Annotated in this window: 11 protein-coding genes; 3 read left to right on the plus strand and 8 right to left on the minus strand. The window is 60.8% G+C overall.

Annotated elements, in window-relative coordinates:
• From cysN to D8U71_RS21115, 3 genes are all read right to left on the minus strand, one after another.
• Positions 1-1,604: sulfate adenylyltransferase subunit CysN (gene cysN, locus D8U71_RS21105; RefSeq protein WP_130888593.1), on the minus strand; the 1,604-nt coding region annotated here is incomplete at its 3' end.
• Positions 1,605-1,613: 9 nt separating this feature from the next.
• A complete protein-coding gene (gene cysD, locus D8U71_RS21110; RefSeq protein WP_016771664.1) occupies positions 1,614-2,531 on the minus strand; it encodes a sulfate adenylyltransferase subunit CysD in 918 nt (305 codons plus the stop codon).
• A 249-nt stretch (positions 2,532-2,780) separates the two neighbouring features.
• Complete coding sequence (locus D8U71_RS21115; RefSeq protein WP_024011629.1) at positions 2,781-3,539, minus strand: Nif3-like dinuclear metal center hexameric protein; 759 nt, start codon at positions 3,537-3,539, stop codon at positions 2,781-2,783.
• Between the two features lie 104 nt (positions 3,540-3,643).
• Between D8U71_RS21115 and algW the strand changes: the two genes are divergently transcribed.
• From algW to D8U71_RS21130, 3 genes are all read left to right on the plus strand, one after another.
• Positions 3,644-4,801: a Do family serine endopeptidase AlgW gene (gene algW, locus D8U71_RS21120; protein ID WP_016770590.1), complete on the plus strand. Its 1,158-nt coding sequence runs from the start codon at positions 3,644-3,646 to the stop codon at positions 4,799-4,801.
• A gap of 88 nt (positions 4,802-4,889) precedes the next feature.
• Entirely contained in the window at positions 4,890-6,995 is a 2,106-nt protein-coding gene (locus D8U71_RS21125) for a TonB-dependent siderophore receptor (RefSeq protein ID WP_130888594.1), read from the plus strand.
• 12 nt (positions 6,996-7,007) lie between these two features.
• On the plus strand, positions 7,008-7,727 hold the full coding sequence (locus D8U71_RS21130) for a DUF4198 domain-containing protein (protein ID WP_130888595.1): 720 nt from the start codon (positions 7,008-7,010) through the stop codon (positions 7,725-7,727).
• Between the two features lie 193 nt (positions 7,728-7,920).
• On the opposite strand, the gene hisC is transcribed toward D8U71_RS21130, so the two are convergent.
• From hisC to D8U71_RS21155, 5 genes are all read right to left on the minus strand, one after another.
• Complete coding sequence (gene hisC, locus D8U71_RS21135; RefSeq protein ID WP_016771666.1) at positions 7,921-8,973, minus strand: histidinol-phosphate transaminase; 1,053 nt, start codon at positions 8,971-8,973, stop codon at positions 7,921-7,923.
• 3 nt (positions 8,974-8,976) lie between these two features.
• The gene (hisD, locus tag D8U71_RS21140; RefSeq protein ID WP_016771667.1) at positions 8,977-10,314 is read right to left on the minus strand and encodes a histidinol dehydrogenase; all 1,338 of its coding nucleotides are present in this window, start codon (positions 10,312-10,314) and stop codon (positions 8,977-8,979) included.
• Positions 10,315-10,439: 125 nt separating this feature from the next.
• Entirely contained in the window at positions 10,440-11,075 is a 636-nt protein-coding gene (gene hisG / locus D8U71_RS21145) for an ATP phosphoribosyltransferase (protein WP_016771668.1), read from the minus strand.
• A gap of 128 nt (positions 11,076-11,203) precedes the next feature.
• Positions 11,204-12,469 (minus strand): UDP-N-acetylglucosamine 1-carboxyvinyltransferase, encoded by a 1,266-nt coding sequence (gene murA / locus D8U71_RS21150; RefSeq protein ID WP_016771669.1) that lies wholly within the window; start codon positions 12,467-12,469, stop codon positions 11,204-11,206.
• 22 nt (positions 12,470-12,491) lie between these two features.
• Positions 12,492-12,731: a BolA family protein gene (locus D8U71_RS21155; protein WP_016771670.1), complete on the minus strand. Its 240-nt coding sequence runs from the start codon at positions 12,729-12,731 to the stop codon at positions 12,492-12,494.
• Between the last annotated feature and the right edge of the window lie 64 nt (positions 12,732-12,795).

The raw sequence follows: 12,795 nt of genomic DNA on the forward strand, positions 1-12,795 counted from the left end.
GCTTCGTTGAACTGACGCGCCACGTGCGCGGCACGACGCCAGTTCTCGGTACGCCCGGCGCGATCTTGTGGCAGACCTTTGTTCAAATCATGACGCAGATTCTGGCCATCGAGTACAAACACCGCGCGCCCCATGTCGAACAGCTTGCGCTCGACCGCATACGCCAAGGTGCTTTTGCCCGCACCGGACAGGCCGCTGAACAGCACGGTGGCTGGTTGCTGGCCGAAGCGCTGGGCGCGTTCTTCAGTCGCCACGTGCGCCAGTTTGCCGTGATGCGTGGCGGTGCCGTGCGTCACTGGCTGCGCGACGATCATGCCAGCGCCAACGGTGCCGTTGGTCAAGCGATCGATGACGATGAACGCGCCGGTGGTGCGGTTGCTTTCGTAACCGTCGAGGGCGATCGGCGCGTCGAGCGCGATCTTCACCTTGCCGATTTCGTTGAGCTGCAACGCGCTCGCCGGGCCTTCTTCCAACGTGTTGACGTCGACCTTGTTGACGATGCTGGCGATCGAGCCCGGCACGTAACTGGTGGCGCGTTTGATGTCATATTTCTTGCCCGGCAGCATCGGCTCTTCAGCCATCCAAACCAGCATCGCTTCGAAGCTGTCGGTCACCGGCGGCACGTTGTCGGCATGCACCAACAGGTCGCCACGGGAGATGTCGATTTCGTCTTCCATGGTCAGCGTTACCGCCTGACCGGGACCTGCGTGTTCCAGCTCACCTTCGAAAGTGACGATGGACTTCACCCGGCTGCTCTTGCCCGACGGCAGCACCACGACTTCGTCGCCCTTGTGCACGATGCCGCTGGCCAGGGTGCCGGCGAAACCGCGGAAGTTCAGGTTCGGACGGTTGACGTACTGCACCGGGAAACGCAGATCGGTGAAGTTGCGATCGCCCGCCACTTCCACAGTCTCGAGGATTTCCATCAGCGACTGGCCGGTGTACCACGGCGAGCGCTCGGACTTGTTCACCACGTTGTCGCCCTTGAGGGCAGACATCGGCACGAAGTGCATGCTGGTCGGCTTCATCTTCAAGCCTTCGGCGAACTTCAGGTAGTCAGCCTTGATCGATTCGAACACGCCTTCGTCGAAGTCCTTCAAGTCCATCTTGTTGATGGCGACGACGATGTGTTTGATACCCAGCAGGGAAGCGATGAAGCTGTGGCGACGGGTCTGGGTCTGCACGCCGTAACGGGCGTCGACCAGAATGATCGCCAGGTCACAGGTGGACGCACCGGTGGCCATGTTGCGGGTGTACTGCTCATGGCCGGGGGTGTCGGCGATGATGAATTTGCGCTTGGCGGTGGAGAAATAGCGGTAGGCGACATCAATGGTGATGCCCTGCTCACGCTCGGCCTGCAGACCGTCGACCAGCAACGCCAGATCGATGTCGTCACCGGTGGTGCCGACTTTCTTCGAATCGCGGGTGATCGCTTCGAGGTGATCTTCGTAGATCATTTTCGAGTCGTGCAGCAGGCGCCCGATCAGGGTGCTCTTGCCGTCATCGACGTTACCGCAGGTCAAAAAGCGCAGCAGCTCTTTACGTTCGTGCTGGCCTAGGTAGGCGAGGATGTCCTCGCTGATCAAATCAGAAACATGCGACATGACAGCCCCTTAGAAATAGCCTTGACGTTTTTTGTCTTCCATCGAGCCTGCGCCATCGTGGTCGATGACCCGGCCCTGGCGCTCGGAAGTTCGCGTCAGGAGCATTTCCTGAATGATGTCCGTCAGGCTTTCGGCCTCGGACTCCACCGCGCCCGTCAACGGGTAGCAGCCAAGGGTGCGGAACCGCACTTTCTTTTTCACGATGCGCGCTTTGTCTTCATCGGACAGGTGCTCGAGGATGCGCTCGTCGTCGATCATGATCAGCGTGCCGTTCTTCTCGATCACTTCGCGTTCGGCGGCAAAGTACAGCGGCACAATCGGGATGCCTTCGAGATAGATGTACTGCCAGATGTCCAGCTCGGTCCAGTTCGACAACGGGAACACACGGATGGATTCGCCCTTGTTGACCTTGCCGTTGTAGACGTTCCACAGCTCCGGACGCTGGTTTTTCGGGTCCCAGCGGTGCTTGCTGTCACGGAACGAGTACACGCGCTCTTTGGCGCGGGATTTCTCTTCATCGCGACGGGCGCCGCCGAACGCTGCGTCGAAACCATGCTTGTCGAGTGCCTGTTTCAGGCCTTCGGTTTTCATGATGTCGGTGTGCTTGGCGCTGCCGTGGGTGAACGGGTTGATGTTCTGCGCCACGCCATCGGGGTTGATGTGGGTGATCAGGTCCAGGCCCAAGTCTTCGACCATCTTGTCGCGGAACTTGTACATTTCCTGGAATTTCCAGCGGGTGTCGACGTGCATCACCGGAAACGGCAGTTTGCCCGGGAAGAACGCCTTGCGTGCCAGGTGCAGCATCACGGCGGAGTCTTTACCGATGGAGTACAGCATCACCGGGTTATCGAACTCGGCGGCCACCTCGCGGATGATGTGGATGCTTTCCGCCTCCAGCTGTTTCAGATGCGTCAGTTTGTCGACCATGGCTACTCACGAAAGCTTTCTTATGAACGGCCAGCGGGCCGTGTTCGAGCGAGGAATCCTAGCACAGCGACCTCTTCTAATCAGGACGCCAACTAGATCGAAAGGGTATATGAATATGCCCACCAGTTCGGCCGTCAGGGCCGAACGTGGGAGCGAGCCTGCTCGCGAAGGCGGGGTGTCAGGCACCTTTGTATTGAAGGTCTGACGCCTTCGCGAGCAGGCTCGCTCCCACAGGAGTTTGAGGTGAGTTCAGATCGGATTCGGGCAATCGATGAAGATGTGCTCCAGGGCAAAGCGCTTCGCCAGATACTCACCCAGCGCCTGTACGCCATAGCGCTCGGTGGCGTGGTGGCCGGCGGCGATGAAGCTGATGTCGTTTTCCCGCGCACTGTGGAAAGTCTGCTCGGAGGCCTCGCCACTGATGAACAGGTCGACACCCGCCGCCACGCCCTGGTCGATATAGCCCTGGCCACCGCCGGTGCACCAGCCGACGCGGCGGATCATGCCGCTGCCTTCGATCAGCAGCGGCTCGCGGCCCATGACTTCCTGCACCTTGCGCGCGAAATCCCGCGCAGTCATTGGCTCATTCAGTGAGCCGACCAGCCCGACGACTTTCGGATTGCTCGGGTCGAGCGGCCCTTCGACAGTGATGTCGAGCTGACGCGCCAGTTGCACGTTGTTGCCGACGTCCGGGTGCAGATCCAGCGGCAGGTGATAGGCGAGCAGACTGATGTCGTGCTTGAGCAAGGTTTTCAAGCGGCGCTGTTTCATGCCGGTGACGCAAGGGTTTTCGCCTTTCCAGAAATAACCGTGGTGGACCAGGATCAGGTCGGCCTCGGCTTCCACGGCCGCGTCCAGTAAAGCCTGGCTGGCGGTGACGCCGCTGACGATACGCATCACCTGCGGGCGGCCTTCGACCTGCAATCCGTTGGGGCAATAATCGGCAATTTTCGCACTGCCCAGGTAACGGTCGGCTTCTTCGACGAGGGTGCTGAGGGCAACGGCCATGAAAGACTCCTAAATATCCCGTTCAGAGGCGCGCGCGGCCTCGTATAATGCGCGACATTATGGGCGGTCTGACCTCGCCTGCAACCTTTCCAGGAACGTGCTTAATGCTCAAGGCGCTGCGTTTTTTTGGCTGGCCGCTGTTGGCCGGTGTGCTTATCGCTCTGTTGATTATTCAGCGTTACCCCGAGTGGGTCGGGCTGCCGAGCCTCGACGTCAATCTGCAACAGGCCCCTCAGACCACGATCGTGCAGCAGGGGCCGGTGTCCTATGCGGATGCGGTGGGCATCGCCGCGCCGTCGGTGGTCAACCTGTACACCACCAAGGTCATCAACAAACCGGCGCATCCCTTGTTCGAGGATCCGCAGTTCCGCCGCTTCTTCGGTGATAACTCGCCGAAACAGAAGCGCATGGAATCGAGCCTGGGTTCCGGGGTGATCATGAGCCCGGAAGGCTACATCCTTACCAACAACCACGTCACCAGCGGCGCCGACCAGATTGTCGTGGCGCTGAAGGATGGTCGCGAAACACTCGCGCGGGTGATCGGCAGCGATCCGGAAACCGACCTTGCTGTCCTTAAAATCGATCTGAAAAACCTGCCGGCAATCACCGTCGGCCGCTCCGACAGCATTCGCATCGGCGACGTCGCGCTGGCCATCGGCAACCCGTTCGGCGTCGGCCAGACCGTGACCATGGGTATCATCAGCGCCACCGGCCGTAATCAGTTGGGCCTGAACAACTACGAAGACTTCATCCAGACCGATGCGGCGATCAACCCGGGCAACTCCGGCGGTGCGCTGGTCGATGCCAACGGCAACCTCACCGGTATCAACACGGCGATCTTTTCCAAATCCGGCGGCTCGCAAGGCATCGGTTTTGCCATCCCGGTGAAACTGGCGATGGAAGTGATGAAATCGATCATCGAGCACGGCCAGGTGATTCGCGGCTGGCTGGGCATCGAAGTACAACCGCTGACTCAGGAACTGGCGGAGTCGTTTGGCTTGTCCGGGCGACCGGGGATTGTCGTCGCGGGGATCTTCCGTGACGGCCCGGCGCAGAAAGCCGGCCTGCAACTGGGCGATGTGATTCTGAGCATCGATGGCGAGCCGGCCGGCGATGGTCGCCGCTCGATGAACCAGGTGGCGCGGATCAAACCGACCGACAAGGTGACGATTCAGGTCATGCGCAACGGCAAGGAGCTGAAGCTGACGGCTGAAATCGGCCTGCGTCCACCGCCGGCACCGGTGAAAGAAAAAGAAGAGTAAAAATGTTTTCGCGCCAGTGGCGCGAATAACAGACATTCTCAACAGGCATGTTATATTGTTTCAATTCTAGCAATTGGAACAACATAACATGTCGTCTCGCAAAAAGGCCTCGCTGCTGGGCCTGACTCTGGGTTTGCTCTGCGATCCCGCCTTCGCCGATGAGCCGGAGCCCGTTGAGCTGGAAGCCATCAGCGTCACTTCCGACTACGAATCACCCACCGGCCCGGTCAGCGGTTATCGCGCGACTCGCTCGGCCAGTGCGACCAAAACCGACACAGCGATTCGCGATATCCCGCAAGCCATCAGCGTAGTCCCGGCCAGTGTGCTCTCGGATCTGGGCAGCACCAGCGTTGAACGCGCGCTGGATTTTGCCGGCGGCGTGTCGAAGCAGAACAACTTCGGCGGCCTGACCCTGTACGAATACAGCGTGCGCGGCTTCACCACTTCGGAGTTCTACAAGGACGGCTTCAGCGCCAATCGCGGTTACCCGAGCACGCCGGATGCAGCGAACATCGAGCGCATCGAAGTGCTCAAAGGCCCGGCCGCCAGCCTTTACGGCCGGGGAGATCCGGGCGGCACGGTGAACATCGTCACCAAGAAGCCGCAGCCCGAAGCGTTCACCACTGTGCAAACCAGCGCCGGCAGTTGGGACCGCTATCGCACCGCGCTGGACGTCAACACGCCCCTCGATGATCAGGGCAATGTGCTCACGCGCATCAACTTCGCCGTAGAAGACAACAAAAGCTTTCGCGACCACGTCGACAGCCAGCGGGTCTTCGTCGCGCCTTCGATCAGTTGGCAGTTGAACCCGGACACCTCACTGCTGGTGGAAAGCGAAATCGTCCGTCACAACTCGACGTTCGATCGTGGCGTCGTGGCGCCGAACAACAAATGGAGCGGCGTATCGCGCTCGACGTTCTTGGGCGAACCCAACGACGGCAACATCGATAACCACAACAACCTGCTCCAGGCCACTCTTGAACACCATCTGAACGACAGCTGGAAGCTGCGACTGGCCAGTCACTACAAGGAAGGCAAGCTCTGGGGCGACGCTTCCGAAGCACGACCGCTGAACGCCGACGGCCACACGGTCAACCGCCGCTTGCGCGAACGCGACACGAGTTGGCACGACAGCATCACCCAACTGGAACTGCGCGGTCTGTTCGACCTCGGGCCGTGGCAGCATGAATTGCTGATCGGCACCGAGTACGAGAATTACCGCAAGGACGAACGCGTCACCACCATTGCTGGCGGCCCCTACGCCATCGACATCTATAAGCCGGTTTACGGCCAGCCGAAACCCAACGGCGTACGCTCGGGCACCGACTTCTTCGAACACGTCGAAAGTCATGCGCTGAATCTGCAGGACCAGATCATCTTCACCGACAAGCTGCGCGGCATGGTCGGCGCGCGCTTCGAGCATTTCGATCAGCGCATCGACGATCACAGCCGCAACGCCAAAAGCCAGCAGCGCCACGACGCACTGACTCAACGCGCCGGCCTGCTCTATCAGCTCACGCCGAGCACCGGCCTGTTCGCTAACGCCTCGACGTCGTTCAAACCAAACAACGGCCTGGATGCCTCCGGCAAATCCTTCGACCCGGAAGAAGGTGTCGGTTACGAAGTGGGGATCAAGAACGAACTGTTCGATGAGCGCGTGAGCAGCACCCTCGCTTTCTTCCACATCGACAAGGAAAACGTTCTCGCCCTCGATCCGGGCACCGACACCAGCCGCGCCATGGGCAAGGCGCGCAGTCAGGGTTTCGATTGGCAAGTGAGCGGCCAGGTGACCGACGCGGTGCGGGTCATCGGCGCCTTCGCCTACATCGACGCCGAGGTGACCAAGGGCGACGCGACCATTCCTACCGGCAGCCGCATCCTCGGCGTGGCTAAACGCAGCGGCAGTCTGCTGGGTGTTTATGAATTTCAGGATGGCCGACTGCGCGGTTCAGACGTCGGCGCAGCGTTCACTTACGTCGGCGATCGCTCGGGCGAATCCGGCAGCGACTTCGAATTGCCGGCCTACCAGACCGTCGACCTGCTCGCGCATTACAAGGCCAGCGACAACGTCACGCTCGGCCTGAACCTGAACAACATCTTCGACGAAAAATACTACGAGCGCTCTTACAGCAACTACTGGGTCAACCCCGGCGAGCCACGCAATTTCACTGTCAGCCTGACACTCAACCTGTAAAAGGACGTCACCATGCACTACGGCAAATCCCTTCTGCTCATCGCTGCGCTGTTCACCGGCCAGGTGTCGGCGCACGGCCTGTGGACAGAGGAGCGACGCGGCAACATCGAAGTGATCTACGGCCATGGCGCCGAAGACAACGCCTTCAAGGCGCAGAAAATCAGCGGTGCCTGGGCTTATGACGCAAGCGGCAAAATGATCCCGGTCAGCGTCGAGCGCCTGGCCGATCATGCCCGTTTGAGACCATTGAAGCCGCCGGTGGTGCTGGCCGTGGCGCTGAACAACGGCATGTGGTCGCAGACAGCGGACAAGAAGTGGATCAACGAAGGACGCAGCAAAGTGCCCGGCGCCACCGAGGCCACGCAGACGTTCAAGTACAGCCTGGCGATCTATCAGCCGGGGGCGAAGTTGCCGAAACTGGAGCAGATCAAACTGCTGATCCTGCCGGAGGTCGATCCGCTGACGGTCGGGCCGGGTAAATCGTTACCGGTGCGGGTGCTGCTCGATGGCAAACCGGCGGCGGGGGTGAAGTTGTATGGCGACTATCGCAGCGCGCCAAACACCCTGAGCACCGAGACCGACAAGGATGGGCGTGCGCAGGTGCTGGTGCGTAATGAAGGGTTGAATGTGATTGCGGCGCAGGTCGAGGTGCCGGTGAAGGGCAGCGCTGATGTGGACAGTCGTGGGTTGTTCAGTTCGCTGACATTCCTTGGCGAGCCGCATCACGAATAAAAGCACACCCTCACCCCAGCCCTCTCCCAGAGGGAGAGGGAGCCGACCGAGTTGTCTTGCGGGATACATCGACCTGAAAGACCGAGTCGATTATGGATTCGGTAAACCAAATTCAGGTCGGTGAAATTCTGCAATATTCCCCATTCAGTCCCCTCTCCCTCCGGGAGAGGGCTAGGGTGAGGGGCTTTTGCTTTTAGAGGTCGCCAAGGCCGTCGATCAACGCCTGATTCTGCTCCGGCGTACCCACCGATATCCGCAGGAACTGCGCAATCCGCTCCTGCTTGAAGTGCCGCACGATCACGCCCTGCTCGCGCAGCTTGGCCGCCAGGCCCGCCGCATCATGCTGCGGGTGGCGAGCGAAGATGAAGTTGGCCGCCGACGGCAGCACTTCAAAGCCTTTAGCCTGCAACTGCGCCACCACCCATTCGCGGCTCTCGATCACCTGACGACAGGTCTTGTCGAAATACTCGCGATCTGCAAACGCCGCCGCCGCGCCGACAATCGCCAGACGATCCAGTGGATAGGAGTTGAAGCTGTTCTTGATCCGCTCCAGCGCTTCGATCAGGTCCGGATGCCCTACCGCCAGACCGACACGCAGGCCGGCCAGCGAGCGTGACTTGGACAGCGTCTGCGTCACCAGCAGATTCGGATAGCGGTCCACCAGACTGATCGCCGTCTCGCCGCCAAAGTCGATGTACGCCTCATCCACGACTACGACCGAATCAGGACTGGCCTTGAGGATTTGCTCGACCGCGTCCAGCGCCAGCAGGCACCCGGTCGGGGCGTTCGGGTTGGGAAAAATGATCCCGCCATTCGGTTTGGCGTAGTCGGCCGGGTTGATCTGGAACTGCGCATCCAGCGGCACCGCATCGAATTCAATCCCGTACAGACCGCAGTAGACCGGATAGAAGCTGTAGCTGATGTCCGGGAACAGCAGCGGCTGATCGTGTTGCAGCAGACCGTGGAAGATGTGCGCAAGCACCTCGTCCGAACCGTTGCCGAGGAACACCTGACTGGTTTGCACGCCGTAGTATTCGGCCACGGCGTTTTTCAGCAGATCACTGTTCGGGTCCGGGTACAGGCGCAGGTTGTCGTTGAGCTCGGCTTGCATCGCCGCCAGTGCTTTTGGCGACGGGCCATACGGATTTTCGTTGGTATTGAGCTTGACCAGTTTGGTCAGCTTCGGCTGTTCGCCCGGCACGTAGGGCACCAGATCCTTGACGAACGGGCTCCAGAATTTACTCATCGCTCAGTTCCCCTGCCCTTTCAGAAAGTCTTGGTCTTTGATGCGGTATTCGGCGCTGCGTGCGTGGGCGCTCAGCGATTCGCCACGGGCCAGTACCGATGCTGTTTTGCCCAGCTCGGAAGCGCCGGCCTCGGAGCAGAAGATGATCGACGAGCGCTTCTGGAAGTCGTAGACGCCCAGCGGCGAGGAGAACCGCGCGGTGCCGGAAGTCGGCAACACGTGGTTCGGACCGGCACAGTAATCGCCCAACGCTTCGGAAGTGTGGCGGCCCATGAAGATCGCACCGGCGTGACGAATCTGCGGCAGCCAGGCTTGTGGATCAGCGACCGACAATTCCAGGTGTTCCGGGGCAATGCGGTTGGCGACTTCGATGGCTTGGGCCATGTCGCTCACCTGAATCAGCGCACCACGGCCATTGATCGAAGTTTCGATGATGGTCGCGCGGTCCATGGTCGGCAGCAATTTATCGATGCTCGCGGCCACCTTGTCGAGGAACTCGGCGTCGGGGCTGACCAGAATCGCTTGCGCGTCTTCGTCGTGCTCGGCCTGGGAGAACAGGTCCATGGCGATCCAGTCCGGATCAGTCTGGCCGTCGCACACCACAAGAATTTCCGAAGGGCCGGCGATCATGTCGATGCCGACCTGGCCGAACACATGGCGCTTGGCCGTGGCTACATAGATATTGCCCGGGCCGACAACCTTGTCGACACGCGGCACGCTTTCGGTGCCATAAGCCAGTGCGGCAACCGCTTGCGCGCCGCCGATGGTGAACACGCGGTCGACACCGGCGATGCAGGCAGCGGCCAGCACCAGCTCGTTGATTTCACCGCGCGGGGTCGGCACGACCATGACCACTTCGGTCACGCCGGCCACCTTGGCCGGAATCGCGTTCATCAATACCGACGACGGATACGAGGCCTTGCCGCCCGGCACGTACAGGCCGGCACGATCCAGCGGCGTGACTTTCTGGCCGAGCACCGTGCCGTCAGCCTCGGTGTAGCTCCAGGAATCCTGCTTCTGTTTTTCGTGATAGCTGCGCACGCGGGCGGCGGCTTTTTCCAAGGCCTCGCGTTGCGGCACAGTGATGCGGGTCAAAGCCAGTTCAAGGCGCTCGCGCGGCAGGATCAGGTCGGCCATCGAGGCGACTTCAAGACCGTCGAACTTCTGGGTGAATTCGACCAGCGCCGCGTCACCGCGCTCGCGCACAGCCTTGATGATGTCGAGCACGCGCTGATTGACCGAGTCGTCAGACACACTTTCCCAGCTCAGCAGATGATCCAGATGATGCGCGAAATCCGGGTCAGCAGCGTTGAGTCGGCGAATTGCAGTGGTTGCGGTCATAGCGAGAGCCTCATAGGAATGGCAAATAACTCAGGCGCCCGAAACTAGCATTCGATCCGCTTGGGCACCTGAGAATTCTGGCTATGAGGCGGATAGACGGCGCGGCCTCGGGCCGCGCAGGTAGATCAGCCGCGGTGTCGCGATTCCACTGCGTTGCGCAGGGTGTCGATCAACGCCTGGATCCGGGCGTGCTGCATTTTCATTGAAGCCTTGTTGACCACCAGACGCGAGCTGATCGTAGCGATCAGTTCCTGTGGCTCCAGGCCGTTGGCGCGCAGGGTGTTGCCGGTGTCGACCACGTCGATGATCTTGTCGGCCAGCCCGATCAGCGGCGCCAGCTCCATCGAGCCGTACAGCTTGATGATGTCGACCTGACGGCCCTGCTCGGCGTAATAACGCTTGGCAACGTTGACGAACTTGGTCGCCACGCGCAGACGGCCCTTGGGTTCGGCCGCGCCGATCTTGCCGGCGGTCATCAGCTTGCACTGGGCGATCTGCAGGTCCAGCGGCTCGTACAGGCCCTGACCGCTGTACTCCATCAGCACGTCCTTACCGGCGACGCCGAGGTCGGCCGCGCCATGCTCGACATAGGTCGGCACGTCGGTGGCACGCACGATCAGCAGACGCACGTCGTCCTGGGTCGTGGGAATGATCAGCTTGCGGCTCTTGTCCGGATTCTCGGTCGGCACGATGCCCGCTTCAGCGAGAAGCGGCAGGGTGTCGTCAAGGATGCGGCCCTTGGACAGTGCGATGGTCAACATGGGAAACGTCAGTCCTTATCAAGGTACTCATGCCCGGTCGCAATCGGCGCCGGACACACATCGAGGGTGCGTACACCCTCGACTCGAAACGAATTCAGTGGACACGTCCCTGTGTCCCGATGCAGCGATCAGCCCGGAACGCGGCGGATCTTGGCACCCAGCATTTGCAGTTTTTCTTCGATGCACTCGTAACCACGGTCGATGTGGTAGATGCGGTCGATCAGCGTGTCGCCTTCGGCAACCAGCGCCGAGATCACCAGGCTGGCCGACGCGCGCAGGTCGGTAGCCATGACTGGCGCGCCCTTGAGCTTCTCGATACCGGTGACGATCGCGGTGTTGCCTTCAACCTGGATGTGCGCGCCCATGCGGTGCAGCTCGTACACGTGCATGAAACGGTTTTCGAAGATCGTCTCGATCACCGCACCAGTACCTTCGGCAATGGCGTTGAGCGAGATGAACTGCGCCTGCATGTCGGTCGGGAACGCCGGGTACGGCGCAGTGCGCACGTTGACCGCTTTCGGGCGCTTGCCGTGCATGTTCAGCTCGATCCAGTCTTCACCGCAGGTGATTTCCGCACCGGCCTCACGCAGCTTTTCCAGCACCGCTTCGAGGATGGTCGGATCGGTGTCCTTGACCTTGACGCGACCACCGGTCACGGCAGCGGCGACCAGGTAGGTGCCGGTTTCGATACGGTCAGGCATGACTTTGTAGAAAGCCGAACCCAGCCGCTCGACGCCATCGATGGTGATGGTGTCGGTGCCGGCTCCGGAAACCTTGGCGCCCATGGCATTGAGGAAGTTCGCCAGGTCGACTACTTCAGGCTCGCGCGCGGCGTTCTGCAACACGCTGCGGCCCTTGGCCAGAGCAGCGGCCATCATGATGTTTTCGGTACCGGTCACGCTGACGGTGTCGAAGAAGAAGTGCGCGCCGCGCAGGCCGCCTTCAGGCGCCTTGGCCTTGATGTAGCCGCCTTCGACGTCGATGACCGCGCCCATGGCTTCCAGACCGCGAATGTGCAGGTCGACCGGACGCGAACCGATGGCGCAACCACCAGGCAGTGCGACTTCGGCTTCACCGAAACGCGCGACCATAGGACCCAGTACCAGGATCGACGCACGCATGGTTTTCACCAGTTCGTACGGGGCGATCAGGGTCTTGATGGTGCGCGGGTCGATTTCGACGCTGAGCTTCTCGTCGATCACCGGCTCGATGCCCATGCGCCCGAACAGCTCGATCATGGTGGTGATGTCGTGCAGGTGCGGCAGGTTGCCGACGGTGACCGGGCCATCGCACAGCAAGGTCGCAGCCAGAATCGGCAGGGCGGAGTTCTTCGCGCCGGAAATGCGGATCTCGCCATCAAGACGAGCGCCACCGGTAATAATCAATTTATCCATTAGTATCTCGACGCCCTAGGGCTCAGGTGCGCTCGGCCCAGGCCGCGCGGCTGAAAAATTTCATAGTGACCGCATGGATGCTGCCATCGGTGATCCATGGGTTCAAATGGGCATAGACCTGCTGCTGACGCTTCACCGGGCTCAACGCCGCCAGTTCATCGCTAATCACGTTCAGCTGGAAGTTGCAGCCTTCGCCTTCAACTTCTACCAGCGTTCCTGGCAGCTTTCCTTCAAGGAAGCTCTTCACTTCTACGGCCTGCATGCTCAACCTCAATCGGCGCCCTGTGCGCACGGGTCGGACATCATACAAAAAAGCCCCGCGCCTG

It is taken from the genome of Pseudomonas sp. Sample_21, assembly GCF_004307525.1.
In the GTDB taxonomy this organism is placed as follows: Bacteria; Pseudomonadota; Gammaproteobacteria; order Pseudomonadales; family Pseudomonadaceae; genus Aquipseudomonas; species Aquipseudomonas atacamensis.